The 15,576-nt window shown below is 74.5% G+C and carries 14 protein-coding genes; 8 read left to right on the top strand and 6 right to left on the bottom strand.

The window, feature by feature from the left end; genetic code table 11:
* Nucleotides 1-201: 201 nt before the first annotated feature.
* The 3 genes from rpsR (at nt 202) to C229_RS29600 (ending at nt 1,807) form a co-directional block, all read left to right on the top strand.
* Entirely contained in the window at nt 202-438 is a 237-nt protein-coding gene (gene rpsR / locus C229_RS0106135) for a 30S ribosomal protein S18 (protein ID WP_018654201.1), read from the top strand.
* Nucleotides 439-455: 17 nt separating this feature from the next.
* Nucleotides 456-902, top strand: coding sequence for a 50S ribosomal protein L9 (rplI, locus tag C229_RS0106130; RefSeq protein ID WP_018654200.1), 447 nt, complete (start codon nt 456-458; stop codon nt 900-902).
* Nucleotides 903-1,039: 137 nt separating this feature from the next.
* The gene (locus tag C229_RS29600; RefSeq protein WP_018654199.1) at nt 1,040-1,807 is read left to right on the top strand and encodes a peptidoglycan recognition protein family protein; all 768 of its coding nucleotides are present in this window, start codon (nt 1,040-1,042) and stop codon (nt 1,805-1,807) included.
* Here C229_RS29600 and C229_RS34065 read toward each other — a convergent pair.
* On the bottom strand, nt 1,804-1,992 hold the full coding sequence (locus C229_RS34065; RefSeq protein WP_026313489.1) for a hypothetical protein: 189 nt from the start codon (nt 1,990-1,992) through the stop codon (nt 1,804-1,806). The two genes, C229_RS29600 and C229_RS34065, sit on opposite strands and share 4 nt — an antisense overlap.
* Before the next feature lie 64 nt (nt 1,993-2,056).
* Nucleotides 2,057-3,388, bottom strand: coding sequence for an MATE family efflux transporter (locus C229_RS0106115; protein ID WP_018654197.1), 1,332 nt, complete (start codon nt 3,386-3,388; stop codon nt 2,057-2,059).
* Between the two features lie 350 nt (nt 3,389-3,738).
* Between C229_RS0106115 and dnaB the strand changes: the two genes are divergently transcribed.
* A complete protein-coding gene (dnaB, locus tag C229_RS0106110; RefSeq protein ID WP_018654196.1) occupies nt 3,739-5,625 on the top strand; it encodes a replicative DNA helicase in 1,887 nt (628 codons plus the stop codon).
* A 12-nt stretch (nt 5,626-5,637) separates the two neighbouring features.
* Nucleotides 5,638-6,516, top strand: a complete 879-nt coding sequence (locus C229_RS0106105; protein ID WP_018654195.1) for a LysR family transcriptional regulator — start codon at nt 5,638-5,640, stop codon at nt 6,514-6,516.
* 34 nt (nt 6,517-6,550) lie between these two features.
* Here the strand turns inward: C229_RS0106105 and C229_RS0106100 are convergent, their stop codons facing one another.
* Complete coding sequence (locus C229_RS0106100; RefSeq protein ID WP_018654194.1) at nt 6,551-7,120, bottom strand: TetR/AcrR family transcriptional regulator; 570 nt, start codon at nt 7,118-7,120, stop codon at nt 6,551-6,553.
* Nucleotides 7,121-7,222: 102 nt separating this feature from the next.
* Between C229_RS0106100 and C229_RS0106095 the strand changes: the two genes are divergently transcribed.
* Nucleotides 7,223-8,110: an alpha/beta hydrolase family protein gene (locus tag C229_RS0106095; protein WP_018654193.1), complete on the top strand. Its 888-nt coding sequence runs from the start codon at nt 7,223-7,225 to the stop codon at nt 8,108-8,110.
* Nucleotides 8,111-8,117: 7 nt separating this feature from the next.
* On the opposite strand, the gene C229_RS29595 is transcribed toward C229_RS0106095, so the two are convergent.
* Nucleotides 8,118-8,996: an NAD(P)-dependent oxidoreductase gene (locus C229_RS29595; protein WP_018654192.1), complete on the bottom strand. Its 879-nt coding sequence runs from the start codon at nt 8,994-8,996 to the stop codon at nt 8,118-8,120.
* An 89-nt stretch (nt 8,997-9,085) separates the two neighbouring features.
* On the opposite strand from C229_RS29595, the gene C229_RS29590 reads away from it, so the two are divergent.
* The gene (locus C229_RS29590; protein ID WP_018654191.1) at nt 9,086-12,064 is read left to right on the top strand and encodes an ATP-binding protein; all 2,979 of its coding nucleotides are present in this window, start codon (nt 9,086-9,088) and stop codon (nt 12,062-12,064) included.
* Between the two features lie 3 nt (nt 12,065-12,067).
* On the opposite strand, the gene C229_RS0106080 is transcribed toward C229_RS29590, so the two are convergent.
* Nucleotides 12,068-13,180 carry a methyltransferase gene (locus tag C229_RS0106080; RefSeq protein WP_018654190.1) on the bottom strand — a complete coding sequence of 371 codons (1,113 nt, stop codon included), beginning with the start codon at nt 13,178-13,180 and terminating at the stop codon, nt 12,068-12,070.
* Nucleotides 13,181-13,214: 34 nt separating this feature from the next.
* On the bottom strand, nt 13,215-14,066 hold the full coding sequence (locus tag C229_RS0106075) for a helix-turn-helix domain-containing protein (RefSeq protein WP_018654189.1): 852 nt from the start codon (nt 14,064-14,066) through the stop codon (nt 13,215-13,217).
* Between the two features lie 87 nt (nt 14,067-14,153).
* Here C229_RS0106075 and C229_RS0106070 point away from each other — a divergent pair, with 87 nt between their 5' ends.
* A complete protein-coding gene (locus tag C229_RS0106070) occupies nt 14,154-15,506 on the top strand; it encodes an MFS transporter (RefSeq protein ID WP_018654188.1) in 1,353 nt (450 codons plus the stop codon).
* The last annotated feature ends 70 nt before the right edge of the window (nt 15,507-15,576 follow it).

Genomic DNA, 15,576 nt, shown 5'->3' with positions numbered 1-15,576 from the left:
CGATAAAAAACCGTTCGCACGCGCGAACCCCGTGAAGTTCGGGGCCGCGTGCGGCTGGACTGAGGAGCGAAGGTCGCCCTGGCGACCGAGCGACGAGGGAAGCCGCACGCTACAAAGGCCCCGAACCCGTCGCGGCGAAGGCCGCGACAATGAATACAGCCCATTCCCGCGTGAGCGGGGCTCTTACAAGGGAGCACCACGATGGCGAAGCCTCCTCCTCGCAAGCCGAAGAAGAAGGTCTGCATCTTCTGCCAGGAGAAGATCTCCTACGTCGACTACAAGGACACGAACCTGCTGCGGAAGTTCATCTCCGACCGCGGCAAGATCCGTGCCCGCCGGGTGACCGGTAACTGCACGCAGCACCAGCGTGACGTCGCCACGGCGATCAAGAACGCCCGTGAGATGGCGCTGCTGCCGTACACCAGCACCGCGCGCTGAGAAGGGATTCACGCGACATGAAGCTCATCCTGACTCAGCAGGTGTCCGGGCTCGGCGAGCCCGGCGACGTGATCGAGGTCAAGGACGGCTACGGCCGTAACTACCTCGTCCCGCGCGGATTCGCGATCAAGTGGACCCGCGGCGCGGAGTCCCAGATCGCCTCCATCAAGAAGGCGCGTTCGGCCCGCGAGATCGCGACCGTCGAGCACGCCAAGGAGGTCGCCGGGCAGCTCAAGGCGATCAAGGTGACGCTGCGGACCCGCACGGGTTCCAACGGCCGCCTGTTCGGCGCGGTCACCGCGTCCGACATCGCCGACGCGGTCAAGGCCGCCGACGGCCCCGACCTGGACAAGCGCCGCATCGAGATCGGCAACCCGATCAAGACGGTCGGCACGCACCAGGTCAGCGTCCGGCTGCACCCGGAGGTCAGCGCGACCGTCGACGTCGACGTCGTCTCGGGCTGATCCACGCACGTTCCGGCCGGGTCCCCACACCGGGGGCCCGGCCGTTTCGCGTGCCCGCAACGCCCGGTGCACCGCGTTCCTTGGTGATCGGCGCCGCGCTCGCTACCGTCCGTGCTGAGATCGTCGCGGACGGGAGGATGCCGGTGTCCGGAGATTCGGGCGGGTACGGCGGCGCGCCGCCGACCCGGCGCATGATGCTGGGGGCCGCCGCGGCGCTCGGACTGCCGCTGCTGGCCTCGCCGGCGGCCGCCGCGGAACCGGAACCCGAGCCGGAGCGGGAGGTCCGGCGGCCCCGCGTCTACACACGGCTCGACTGGGAGGCGGTGCCGCCCACCGCGCCGGTGCAGGTGCTGGACCGCGCGCCGGACCGCGTCGTCGTCCACCACACCGCCACGACCAACTCCAAGGACCTCTCGCTCGGCCACGCGTTCAAGCTGTCCCGTGCGATCCAGCGGTTCCACATGCAGGACCGGGGCTGGAGCGATGTCGGGCAGCAGCTCACGATCGGCCGCGGCGGTCAGGTGATGGAGGGCCGCGAGGGCAGCCTCGTCGCGATCGCGACGGGACGGCACGTCGTGGGCGCGCAGGCGCTCGGGCACAACGAGCACACGATCGGCATCGAGAACGAGGGCACGTACATGTGGGCCGACGTCCCGGCCTCGCTGTGGACGTCCCTGGTCGACACCTGCACGTGGCTGTGCCTCACCTACGACCTCGACCCGGTGAAGGCCATCGTCGGCCACCGCGACCTCGGCAACACCGACTGCCCCGGCGACGTGCTCTACGCCCGCCTGCCGGAGCTGCGCGCGGAGGTGGCGATGCGCCTGGGCCTTCCGGCGGCGCCGGTCCGCCGTCCGGAGCGTCCCGTGCGGCCGCGCCGCGACCGCTCGTTCCGGCTCGATTAGCGGCCCGGGTCGGTGTAGCGGGTGCGGCGGCGGGCGATCTCGGGATCGGCGGCCGCGACCAGGGCCCACAGTGCCGCGATACGTTCCAGGAGGACCTCCGGGGGCAGGCCGGCGTCGCCGTCGGCGGCCAGTTCGTCGATGGCGTGCATCAGCCGGGCGAGGTGCTCACCACGCGTCGAACACATGTTCGGATCGTAGCGGGAGTGGCGCGTGTTCCGGGTGAGGTCCGCGCAACGCGTGCGGGAGCGATCAGCGGACGGCGCCCGTGACCAGCCACGCGTCGCCGCGCGCCCGCAGCCCGAGCGTGACCAGGCGCGCCGCCATCCACAGGCCGATCGCGAGCCACAGCCCGCCCAGCCCCGCGCCGGTACGGTAGGCCAGCAGCGCCGCCGGGAGGAAGACGAGCGTCGCCAGCACCGTCGTCCGCGCCAGGTACGTGCCGTCCCCGGCGCCGATGAGGATGCCGTCCAGCACGAACACCACGCCCGCGATCGGCTGCATCAGCGCGACGATCACCAGCGAGAGCAGCAGCAGGTCGCGGACGGCCGGGTCCTGCGTGAAGAGGGCGGGCAGGAACGGGCGCACCAGCAGCACGCCGAGGCCGAACACGACGCCGCCCGCGACGCCCCACCCGATCATCCGGCGCGTCGCCGCGCGCGCCCCCGCCCGGTCGGCGGCGCCCAGGTAGCGGCCGGTGATGGCCTGGCCCGCGATGGCCAGGGCGTCCAGCGCGAACGCCAGCAGCGTCCACACCAGGAAGCCGACCTGGTAGGCGGCGATCTCGGCGTCGCCCATGCGGGCCGCGATCGACGTCCCGACGACGAGCACGACGCGCAGCGCCGCCGTCCGCAGCAGCAGGCTCACCGCCGCCGTCGCGGCGGTCCGCACGCCGCGCCCGTCCGGGCGCACCGGCGCGCCGTGCCGCCGCGCCGCGCGCAGCACCACCGCGACGTAGACGGCCGCGCTGCCCGTCTGCGCGATGACCGTGCCCCACGCCGACCCGGCGATGCCCCAGCCGAGCCCCAGCACGAACAGCACGTTGAGCAGCAGGTTCACGGTGAAGCCGCCGACGGCGACGTACAGTGGCGTGCGGGTGTCCTGGAGGCCGCGCAGGACGCCCGTCCCGGCCAGGATGACGAGCATGCCGGGGATGCCGAACAGGCTGATGCGCAGGTACGTCTCGGCGTAGGGCGCGACGGTCGGGGACGCGCCGAACAGGTCGACCAGCGGCGCGGTCAGCGGCACGCCGACCGCGATGAGCGCGAGGCCGAGCCCGGCGGCGAGCCACATGCCGTCGATGCCCTGCTTGACGGCGGCGCGCAGGTCCCCGGCGCCGACCTGCCGGGCGACGCCGGCGGTGGTGCCGTAGGCGAGGAACACGCACAGGTACACGAGCGTGTTGAGGAGCTGCGCGGCGACGCCGAGTCCGCCGAGCGGCGCGGTGCCGAGATGGCCGATGATCGCGGAGTCGGTGAGGAGGAAGAGCGGCTCGGCGACCAGGGCGCCGAAGGCGGGGACGGCGAGCCGGAGGATCTCCCGGTCGTGCGGGTTGCGGCGGGGTCGCCGCAGGTGGGGGAGCATGGTGGCTCGCACGCTACCAACACGTAAGCGATGTCCACAAAAAGACGGTTACCGGTGCGCGGTCAAGATCGTCCGCGGACTTTCTTCCACACACACGGGGTGGACGAAGTTTCCGCAGCTCAGGGCGGTGGGTGTGGGCAACGACACGCGTTTTCCCCAGGGTTGTCCACAGGTGTGTACACAGGATTCCGGGCGTGTCTGCACAGGTCGTCCACAGGCTCGTCCACAGGCGGCTTTGCCTCTGGCGGGCCGGTGCTCGGAGAATGTCAGACGCTCGCGATAGACGTGGGACGAACGGAACGGCGGCGGGTGCACGGGGGTGCCCGGCCGCCGAGTGAAGGGGGTGCACGATGAGCGTGACCGACCTCGGCTCACACGAGCAGGAGTTCGAGCGCACCCCGCCGCACGACATCAACGCCGAACAGGGCGTGATCGGCGGCATGCTGCTCTCGCAGGACGCGATCGCCTCCGTCGTCGAGGAGCTGCGCACCGCCGACTTCTACCGGCCCGCCCACCAGCTCCTCTACGACGCCATCCTCGACCTGTACGGCCGCGGCGAACCCGCCGACGCCGTCACGGTCGCCGGTGAGCTGACCAAACGTGGCGAAATCACCCGCGTCGGCGGCGCGCCCTACCTGCACACGCTGATCTCCTCGGTGCCCACGGCGGCGAACGCCGGGTACTACGCCAAGATCGTCCGCGAGCGCTCGGTGCTCCGCAAGCTCGTCGAGACCGGCACCCGCATCGTCCAGATGGGCTACGCCGCCGACGGCGCCGACGCCGACGACGTCCTCGACCGCGCCCAGGCCGAGGTCTTCGCCATCGCAGAGAAGCGCGCCGGTGAGGACTACGTCCCCCTCAGCGAGATCATGCCGGGCGCCCTCGACGAGATCGAGGCCATCGGCTCGCGCGGCGGCCAGATGACCGGCGTCCCCACCGGCTTCGCTGACCTGGACGCCCTCACCAACGGCCTGCACGCCGGGCAGATGGTGGTGGTCGCCGCACGACCCGCGATGGGCAAGGCGCTCGAACTGGACACACCGCTGCCCACCCCTATGGGTTGGACGACCATGGGCGACGTGGCGGCCGGTGACCACCTCATCGGCGCCGACGGCCGCCCGACCCGCGTCGTCGCCGCGACCGAGGTCATGCGCGGACGGCCCTGCTACGCGGTCGAGTTCTCCGACGGTGAGGTCATCGTCGCCGACGCCGGGCACCAGTGGCGCACGGTCGCCCGCGTCCCCGAGCGCGCCCGCCGTCCCGCGGTGCTCGTCGGCGCGTCGTCGCGCGTGGTTCCACGGGAAACATCCCACGTCCCGCCGCCGCACCGGGCCGTCTGGACGACGCACCAGCTCGCCGACCAGCTCGCGGTGGGCGTCCGCCACACGATCGAGCCGCCGCGCCCGTCCGCGCTGACGTCCCGCGCCGGCGCGGCGGCGCGCGCGCGGGAGGTCGTCGCCGTGCGCCCGGTGCCGAGCGTGCCGGTGCGGTGCGTGCAGGTGGACAACGCCGATCACATGTACCTGGCCGGGCGGGCGTGCGTCCCGACGCACAACTCGACGCTCGCGCTGGACTTCGCGCGGGCGGCGTCGATCAAGCACGGGCTGACGTCGGCGTTCTTCAGCCTGGAGATGGGCCGCAACGAGATCACGATGCGCCTGCTCTCGGCCGAGGCGCGGGTGGCGCTGCACGCGATGCGCTCGGGCACCATGCAGGACGAGGACTGGACCCGTCTCGCCCGCCGCATGAGCGAGGTCGCCGAGGCGCCGCTCTTCATCGACGACTCCCCGAACATGTCGATGATGGAGATCCGCGCCAAGTGCCGCCGCCTCAAACAGCAGAACGACCTGCGCCTGGTCATCATCGACTACCTCCAGCTCATGACGTCCGGCAAACGCGTCGAGTCCCGCCAGGTCGAGGTCTCGGAGTTCTCCCGCTCCCTGAAACTCCTCGCCAAGGAGATCGGCTGCCCCGTCATCGCCCTCTCCCAGCTCAACCGAGGCCCCGAACAACGCACCGACAAGAAACCCATGGTCTCCGACCTACGCGAATCGGGATCGATCGAACAGGATGCCGACATGGTGATCTTGTTGCATCGGGAGGATGCGTACGAGAAGGAGTCGCCGCGGGCCGGGGAGGCGGATTTGATCGTGGCGAAGCATCGTAATGGGCCCACGGCGACGGTGACCGTGGCTTTTCAGGGGCATTACAGCCGGTTCGTGGATATGGCGCAGTAGGCGGGCTGCGGCATGGAGTTGCGGCAACTGCGGTACTTCGTGGCCGTGGTGGAGGAGGGGTCGTTCACGCGGGCGGCGGAGCGGCTGCATGTGGCGCAGCCCGGGGTGAGCGCGCAGGTGCGGGGGCTGGAGCGGGAGTTCGGGGAGACGCTGCTCGACCGGTCGGGGCGGAGCGTGACGCCGACCGCCGCCGGGGAGGCCGTGCTGCCGTACGCGCGGGCGGCGCTCGCGGCGGTCGAGGACGCGCGCGCCGCCGTGGACGACCTGCGCGGGCTCGTGCGGGGGCGGGTCGCGGTGGGCGTCGTGACGTCGGTGCCGTCGGCGCTCCTGCCCGACATCCTGGCCGGGTTCCACCGGGACCACCCGGACGTCGAGATCACCCTGTCGGAGGGGCGGACCGACCGGCTGCTCGCGGGGCTGCGCGACGGCGACCTCGACCTGGCCGTCCTCGGCGTGTGGGGGACGCCGCCGCCCGGCGTCGCCGTCCACGTGATTCTTGAGGAACGGCTGGTGGCGGTCGTGGCGCCGGACGATCCGCTCGCGTCGGCGGGCGACGTCCCGCTCACGGCGCTGCGCGGGCGCAAGCTCGCCGGGCTCCCGGCCGGGACGGGGCTGCGCGCCGTCGTCGAGGACGCCTGCGCCCGCGCCGGTTTCACGCCCGACATCACGCTTGAGGCCGCCGACCCGCTCGTCCTCGCGCAGCTCGCCGCGCGCGGCCTGGGCACCGCCCTCGTCCCGGCCTCCCTCGCCGCCGCCCACGCCGACGAACTCACCACCGTCGAGATCGCGGGCGGCACGCTACGCGGCGACCTCGTCCTGGCCTGGCCCGCCGAAGGCCCCCGCAGCCCCGCCGCCCGCACCCTCCTGACCCGAGCCCGCACCGCCCTCTGACCACGCAGCGCTGTGGGGGGCTCTGCGGGAGACGTCAGGTCGGGGGGCGGCAGCCGGTCAGGAGGATGGTGACCATGTGTTCGGCGCCGGTCTGGTCGTAGTCGCCGCCGGTGATGCACAGGTTGCCGATGGCTCGCAGGAGCCGGTACGCGGTGATGTCGGTGCCGAGTTCGCCGGCGGCGGCGCAGGCGTCGAGGAGGGTCGCGCAGGCCGGGACCAGGGTGTCGAGCATGAGGGTGTGCAGGTTTTCGAGCCCGGGGTCGTCGGAGCCCAGGGCGGCGCCGAGGCCGTGCTTGGTCACCAGGAAGTCGACGAACGCGTCGACCCAGGCGGTCAGGGCGGTGAACGGGCAGTCCGAGTCCGCCAGGAGGCGGGGCGCGAGGGCGGCGCAGGTGTCGATCTGGTGCCGGTAGACGGCGGTGACGAGGTCCGCCCGGGTCGGGAAGTTGCGGTAGATCGTCCCGACGCCGACCCCGGCGCGTTCCGCGATGTCGCGGATGGGGGCTTGGACGCCCTGGTCCACGAAGACCGCCGCCGCAGCCGCCAGCACGGCCTCGCGGGTGCGTTGCGCCTGCGCTTTGCGCACGCCCACCGACTCCGGCACGGACCCTCCCCTTGTTCGCGGAACGATGTTCCGCTAAGTTGGCGGAACGCTGCTCCGCCAAAGTATGGCAGGGCGCCACGAGAAAGAGAGCACAGGTCCGCCATGTCCTCGCAGATCGTCGCGATCAAGCCCATCACCGTCCCCGCGCCCGGCCGCGACCTCGACCTCCAGGTCAAGGTCACCGCCCCGGTGTCGGGCCGGAACCTCCCCGTCCTGGTGTTCTCCCACGGCAACGCCTGGTCCATGGACGGATACGAACCCCTGGTGGACCGGTGGGCCGCCGCCGGATTCATCGTCGTGCAGCCCACCCACCTCGACTCCCGCCGCAACGGCATCGCCTGGGAGGACCCGCGCTTCGGCACGATCTGGCGCGTCCGGATCAGCGACCTGCACGCGGTCCTCGACGGACTCGGCGGCATCCTCGCCCAGGCGGGAGACCTGGAGCACCGCGCCGACCGGGACCGCGTCGCGGTCGCCGGTCACTCCTGGGGCGCCCAGACGGCGGGCACGCTCCTCGGCGCGCGCGTCTTCGACGCCGACGGGAAGCCCGGCGAGGACTTCTCGCACCCCGCCGTCCGGGCGGGCGCGCTGATCGCCGTGGCCGGGACGGGCGACACCCTCACCCCGTTCGCCGCCGAGCACCTCCCGTTCATCCGGCCGGACTACTCCACCATGACCGCCCCCGCCCTGGTCGTCGCGGGCGGAAAGGACGATTCCCCGCTCTCGACCCGGGGTCCGGACTGGCTGACCGACGCCTACCACCTCGCCCCGGCCCCCAAGAGCCTGCTCACCATCGCCGACGGCGAGCACACCCTGGGCGGCATCGCGGGCGAGGCCGTCGCCGAGACCACCGACGAGGACCCCGCCCGCGTCGCCCTCGTCGCGGACGCCGTGGCCGCCTACCTCCGCGCCGCCCTCAAGCTCGACGCCACCGACTGGACCGCGCTCACCGCGTCCGGCGACGGCACGTGGAGCCTCATCGGGAAGTGAGCCGGGGTCAGGCTCCTTCCGGTTCGGTGGCGTACGTGGGGATGAGCCGGGAGATGCCCTCGTCGGCGTGCCCGGCGGCGACGGCGCGGTCGAAGGCGGACTTGGCGGCGCGCAGCAGGGACGAGTCCAGGCCGTGGGACGCCGACGTCTCCAGGATGTGGTCCAGGCTCGCGGCGGCGGAGCCGAGGGTGGCGTCCGCGCCGTCGTGGAAGCCGCTGTCGGCGGCGTCGCCGAAGTACGTCACGATCTCGGGCAGCAGCGCGGTGATGCCCTGCGCGAACGGGGCGAAGTCGCGACCGCGGATGTCCTCGGCCTTGGCGAGCGCGAAGGCGTGGGCGAACGCGGCGACGCTGAGCCACCACGCGTCCAGCAGCGCGAGGTCGTGTGCGGCGGCGCGGCCCGGCTCGGTGCCGAGGAACGTCTGCGTCCCGCCGAGGGCGGCGAGGGTGTCGCGGTGCGCGGCGTGGACGTCCTCGGGGCCGCTGTACAGGACGACCGCGTCGGAGCCGCCGATCGTCACGGTCGGAGACATGATCGCGCCGTCGAGGTAGGCGATGCCGTGGTCGGCGGCCCAGGCGGCCATGGTGCGGGCGCGCTCGGGGGTGTCGGCGGTCAGGTGGACGAGCGTCCGGCCCTTGAGCGCGTCGGCGGCGGACGCGGCGATGGCCGTGCCCGCCGCGTAGTCCAGGACGCACAGCACGACGAGCGGGCTCGCCGCGACGGCCTCGGCCGCCGTCGCGGCACCGGTGGCGCCGCGGGCGACGAGGTCGGCGTCCTTGCCGGGGGTACGGTTCCACACGGTCGTGGGGTGCCCGGCGTCCAGGAAGGCGCCCGCGAGGGCGCGGCCCATCGGGCCGAGGCCGAGGACGGTGACGGGGGTGCTCATGGTGGTGTTTCCTCTCGTTCGCGGTGGTCCGCACTCTGCGCGGGGGCGCTGTCGGGAAGCCGTCGGTCCGCTGTCGGCGTTACGTTGACGTGGTGTGGTTCGGGGTGCTGGGGGCGTTGCGGGTCCGGTCGGACGACGGTGCGCCGGTCGCCGTCCCCGAGGCGAAGGTGCGGGTGCTGCTGGCGGCGCTGCTCGCGGCCGGGGGACGTCCCGTCGCGTCGGGCACGCTGATCGACGATCTGTGGGGCGCGGCGCCGCCCGCGAACCCGGCCGGGGCGCTCCAGGTGAAGGTGTCGCGGCTGCGGCGCGCGCTGCCCGGCCGGGTGCGGCGCGAGGGCGGCGGGTACCGGCTCGTCCTGGAACCGGGCGAACTGGACGCGGCGCGGTTCGCGGACCTCGTCGCGGACGCCGCCCGCGCGGCCGACCCGGGCGTCCGCGCCGACCTGCTCACCGAGGCACTGGCGCTCTGGCGGGGCGACGCGTTGGCCGACCTGCCCGACGTTCCGTCCGCCGTTCCCGTCGTCGTGGGGTGGGAGGAGCAGCGGCTCGCCGCGACGGTCGAGCTGGCCGCCGTCCGCCTGGAGCGCGGCGAGCACGCGGCCGTCGCCGCCGATCTCGCGCCGCTGACGGCCGCGCATCCGCTGCACGAGGGCCTGCGGGCCGCGCACGTGCGGGCGCTGTACCGGTCGGGGCGGCAGAGCGAGGCGCTGGAGAGCCTGGCGGGGCTGCGCGTCCGGCTCCGCGACGAGCTGGGCGTCGATCCGGGGCCGGAGATCACCGGGCTGTATCAGGCGATCTTGGGTGCGGCCGAGCGTCCGGCCGGGAACCTGCCCGCGCCGGTCACGTCGCTGGTCGGGCGGGAGTCGGCGGTCGCGGAGGTCGCGGCGCTGCTGGACGACGCGCGCGTCGTGACCTTGACCGGTCCCGGGGGCGTCGGCAAGACGCGGCTCGCGCTCGCGTCCGCCGCCGGGGTCGCGGACGGGGTGCGGCTCGTGGAGCTGAGCGGGCGGGACGGCGGCGGGGTCGCGGCGGCCGTCGCGGCGGTGCTGGGGGTGCGGGACGACGTCGCCGCGCTGCCCGTCGCCGAGCGGATCGCCGACGCGCTGCGCGACCGCCGGATGCTGCTCGTCCTGGACAACTGCGAGCACGTGCTCGAAGCGGTCGCTAGCCTCGTCGCGCCGCTGCTGCGGGCCGCGCCCGGCGTGCGGGTGCTGGCGACGAGCCGGGCGCCGCTGGACGTCGCGGGCGAGGTGCTGTGGCCGGTGCCGCCGCTGGACCGGGACGCGGCGCGGCGGCTGTTCGTCGAGCGCGCGACGGCCGCCGCGCCGGGGTTCGTCCCCGACGACGCCGCGATCGGCACCGTCTGCGACCGGCTCGACGGGCTGCCGCTGGCGCTGGAGCTGGCCGCGACGCGGGTCCGGTCGATGCGGGTGACGGAGCTGGCCGACCGGCTCGACGACCGGTTCGCGCTGCTGTCGACCGGCCGCCGGGACGCGCCCGCGCGGCAGCGCACCCTCCGCGCGGTGATCGACTGGAGCTGGGAGCCGCTGCCTGCCGCCGAACGCGCCGTTCTGCGGCGTCTCGCCGTCTTCGCGGGGGGTTGCACCCTGTCCGCGGCGGAAGACGTCTGTGGCGGAACGGAGGTACTGGGCTCGCTGGGGCACCTGGTGGACCGCTCGCTCGTCGTGCAGAGCGACGGCAGGTACCGGCTGCTGGAGTCGGTCGCGGCGTACGCGCTCGAACGGCTCCGCGAGGAGGGGGAGGAGGAGGCCGTCCGTGCGCGTCACCGCGCGCACTACGCGGCGTTCGCGGTGGAGGCCGGCAGGCACCTGCGCGGACACGGCCAGGCCGACCGGCTCACCGGGCTCGACGCCGAGTCGGCGAACGTCCGCGCGGCGCTCGACGGCGCCGTCCGGGCGGGGGAGACGGCCCGCGCCCTGCGCATGGCCGACGCCCTGGCCTGGTACTGGTTCCTGCGCGGTCACCTCGGTGAGGCCGCCCGCGTCCTCACCGCCATCGTCGGAACGCCCTCCGGCGGGGACGAGGCCGCGCTGCGGGCGCGGGTGCGGGCGTGGCTGGCCGGGGTGCTGATGCTGTCGGGCCGGGAGCTGGACCCGGACGGGAGGAGCGGGGAGGCGCTGCGGGGTTTCGACGGGGTGGACGACGCGGCCGGGAGCGCGCGGGCGCACTGGTTCCTCGGCTACGCGCAGTGGGGCTACGGCGATCAGGAGGTGCGGGTCGCGCGGTTCCGGCGGGCCGAGGCCGACGCGCTGGCCGCCGGTGACGCGTGGGGCGTCGCGCTCGCGCGGATCATGCTGGCGCAGCTCGCGCCGCCCGAGGGCGGACGGGCGGCGCTGCGCGCGGTCGCGGAGCGCAGTCTCGCGGTGTTCGCGGGCGCCGGGGACGGGTTCGGGCGCTTGCAGGCGCTCGCCGTCCTCGGCCGTCTGGCCGAGATCGACGGCGACTACGCCGAGGCGGAGCGGCGGAGCGGCGAGGGGGTGCGGCTGGCGCGGGAGCTGCGGCTGTGGCCGGAGGTCGCCGCGCACCTGGCGGGCCTCGGCCGCATCGCGTTGCTGACGGGCGACCTCGACCGCGCCGACGACCTGCACGAGCGCGCCCGCAGGCTCGGCGCGGAGACCGGCGACAAGCAGGCCGAGCAGTTCGCCGACCTCGGTCTCGCCCTGACGGCCCGCCGCCGGGGACGCCTGGACGACGCCGAACACCGCCTGCGCCGCTGGCTCGACTGGAACCGCTCCCGCGAGGGCGCTCCGGGCGTCGCGCTGATCCTCGCGGAACTCGGCTTCATCGCCGAGCTGCGCGGCGACCCGCAGGCCGCCCGCGCCCTGCATTCCGAGGGCCTGTCCGCCGCCGCGTCAATGAACGACCCCCGCGCCTCGGCGCTCGCCCATGAGGGCCTGGCCGGGGCCGCCGCACTGGCGGGCGACGCCGGGGCCGCCGCGTCCCACCTGGCCCGCGCGACCGGCCTGCGCCTCTCGGCCGGGGCGCCCCTGCCGCCCGCCGAGCAGACCGACGTCCGCCGCATCCGCGCGGCCCTCGCCCGCCTCTGACCGTCAGGCGCGGAGGCGCCAGAGGGACGTGGTCTCGGCGGCGCGGGCGCTGTGGAGCGGGTCGTCGGGGTCGGCGGGACGGGTGTGGCGGGGCTTGGTGTCGAGGCGGTCGACGACGGTGAGGCCCACGTCCGCGACGAGGGCGAGGAGGTCGGCGCGGGTGCGCAGGCCGAGGTGCTCGGCGAGGTCGGACAGGATCAGCCAGCCCTCGCCGTCCGGCGTCAGGTGGGACGGGAGGCCGCGCAGGAAGCCGCGCAGCATGCGGGAGTCCGGGTCGTAGACGGCGTGGTCGAGCGGCGACGCGGGCTTGCCGGGAAGCCACGGCGGGTTGCAGACGATCAGCGGCGCGCGGCCGTCCGGGAACAGGTCGGCGGCGACGACGCGCGCCGGAACCCCGAGCCGGGCGAGGTTGTCGCGGGCGCAGGCGAGGGCGCGGGGGTCCTGGTCGGTGGCGACGAGGTCGCGGACGCCGCGCCGTCCGAGGACGGCCGCGAGGACGCCGGTGCCGGTGCCGATGTCGAACGCGCCGTCGTCCGGCGGCAGCGGCGCCTGCGCGACGAGATCGACGTATTCGCCGCGCACGGGCGAGAAGACGCCGTAGTGCGGATGAATGCGGTCGCCGTCCAGCGCCGGGATCGGCACTCCCTTCACCCGCCACTCGTGCGCGCCGATCACGCCGAGCAGTTCGCGGAGCGACACGACGTAGGGCGCGGCGGCGTCCCCGTACGCCTCGGTGCAGGCGTCCACGACGTCCGGTGCGCGGCGCAACGGCACGACATGCCCGGCATCGACGGGAACGAGCACGGCGCCGAGCGTCCGCGCCCGCTGCGCCCGCGCCTGCCGGTACAGGTGGAACGCCTGGGCGCCCTCCGGCGCGGCCTTCCGCCGCCGCTTGGGCCGGTCCACCCGCCGCGCGAGCGCGGTGACGAGCGCGCGGGCGTTCTGGAAGTCGCCGCGCCACAGCACGGCCGTCCCCTGCGAGGTGAGCCGGTGGGCGTCGTCGGCGCGGAGCGTGTCGTCGGCGACGACGACGCGGCGCGGCGGCGCCGTCCCGTTCTCCGACCGCCACCGCGCCGCGCGCGGCGCGCCGTCCTCGTCCCACTCGATGACGTCCACCCGCCGATCCTCCCAGGCGGCCGGGCATGGCCCGTCAGGCGGCGAGCAGGTCCGCGCTCGACCGCAGGTGCCCCGACGTCTCGGCGAGCCGTCGCAGCGCGGCCTCCGACGGTGAGCCCGGTTCGGCCGCGTACAGCATGAGACGGTCCAGATCGGGGTCGCCGGGCAGCCGCAGCGTCTCGAAGGGCAGCACGAGCGGGCCCGCCTCGGGGTGCTCGATGCGCGCCGCGCCGTGCCGCAGGTCGACGACCTCGTGGTCCTCCCAGACCTCCGCGAATCCGGTGCTGCGCGCGAGCATCTCCGCGACGAGCGCCGCCACCGACGCGTCCTCTCCGCTCCGGAACCGCAGATACGCGACGTTCCGCCGCGCCACCACGTCCCAGTTCGTGCCGAGCCGTTGCCGGTACTCCGGGTTCAGGTGGATCTGGTGCGTCCAGGTGCGCTCGGCGGGCGGCATGGCCGCCAGGTCGGTGAACACGGCGGCCGTCAGCCGGTTCCACGCGACGACCTCGGTCCGGTGCCCGACGACGTACGCGGGAGCGTGCGTGATCGCGTCCAGCAGGTGCTGGAGCGGCGGACGCAGCCGCGGCGGCGCGGAACGCGGCTCGGCGCGGGCCGGGCGCGCGAGCCGGTGCAGGTGGACGCGCTCGTCGTCGTCGAGCCGCAGCGCCCGCGCCAGCGCGTCGAGGATGTCGGCGGAGACGTTGTCGGCCTGCCCCTGTTCGAGCCGGATGTAGTACGCGACGCTGACCCCGGCGAGCTGCGCCAGCTCCTCGCGCCGCAGCCCGGGGACGCGGCGCCGCCCGCCGTAGGCGCGCAGGCCGACGTCGTCCGGCCGCAGCCGCGCCCGCCGCGAGCGCAGGAACGCGCCGAGTTCTCCGCTCATGGTCGATGAGCGTAGAACCTGCCACCGGTGGTGGTACCAACGGGCGGGGGCTGGGTAACCCGGCCCGTGCCCGCGAGGGTGGCCGTCATGGCCACTCTGACGGCCGTCGCCCCCGCCTCCGCGCGGATGACGCGACGGCAGAAGCTGCTGCTCGTCCTGTTGCTCAGCGCCCAGTTCCTGCTGGCGATCGACTTCTCCATCCTCAACGTCGCGCTGCCGGTGGTCGGCGCCGGGCTCGGGTTCGCGGCGCGCGACCTGGCGTGGATCGCGACGGCGTTCGCGCTGCCCGCCGCCGGGCTGACCCTGTTGTTCGGGCGGATCGCGGACCTGGCGGGCCGCCGCCGGATGCTGCTGACCGGCATGGCGCTGCTGGCCGCCGGGTCGGTGCTCGGCGGGCTGGCCACGTCCCCGGCGGTGCTGCTGACGGGCCGCGTCCTGCAAGGCGTCGCGACGGCGATCGCGACCCCGGCCGCGCTGTCGCTGATCACCACGTCGTTCGCCGAGGGGCCGCTGCGGACGCGGGCGCTCGGCCTGTCCGGCGCGCTGATGTCGGCGGGGTTCACGGCGGGCGCGATCCTCGGCGGCGTGCTGACCGACCTGCTGAGCTGGCGGTGGGCGTTCCTGGTGAACGTGCCGGTCGCGGTCGCGGTGGTCGTCGCGACGCCGCTGCTGGTCACCGAGAGCCGCACCTCGGGGGTGAAGCTGGACGTTCCCGGCGCGCTCACCGTGACGGGCGGGCTACTCGCGCTGGTGTTCGGCATCTCGGCGCACGCGCCGCTGGCCGTGCTCGCGGCGGTCGTGCTGCTGGCGGCGTTCGTCGCGATCGAGCGGCGGCACCGGGCGCCGCTGGTCCCGCTGCGCCTGCTGACGCGACGCAACGTCGCCTGGGGCAACATCGGCGGCTTCATCGCGTTCGCCACGATGACGTCGCTGGTGTTCCTGATGACGCTCTACCTCCAGAACGTCCTCGGCTACTCGCCGCTGGCGACCGGGCTCGCCCTCGGCGTCCTCGGCCTCGGCACGGTCGCGGGCGGACTGTCCGCGCCGCGGCTCATCGCCCGGTTCGGGGTGCGGCGGACGCTCGCGGGCGGGCTCGCCCTCCAGGCCGTCGCGACGCTCGCGCTGCTCGGCCTCGGCACGTCCCGCGACGGGCTGCTCCTGCTGCTCGCCGCGACCGCGATCGGCGGATTCGGGAACCTCGCCGCGATCGTCGCGTTCATGAACGCCGCGACGTCCGGCCTCCCCGACGAGGACCAGGGACTCGCCACCGGCACCGCCACGCTCACCCAGCAGATCGCCATCACGCTCGGCATCCCCGTCATGGGCGCCATCGCCGGGGACGCGGCCCTGCGCGGCCTGCACACCGCGACGCTCGCCAACGCCGCGATCGTCGCGGGCGGCGCCGTCGCGGCGGCCGTGTTCCTGCGCCGCGCGTCCTGAGCCGGCCGATCCGCCCGTCGGCGCGCCCCGGCGGGCGGATCGCCGTAGACTCTGGGGAGCGGCCGCGTCG

It is taken from the genome of Actinomadura flavalba DSM 45200, assembly GCF_000374305.1.
Classification (GTDB): Bacteria; Actinomycetota; Actinomycetes; order Streptosporangiales; family Streptosporangiaceae; genus Spirillospora; species Spirillospora flavalba.
This window is presented reverse-complemented; position numbering and strand designations above follow the sequence as displayed.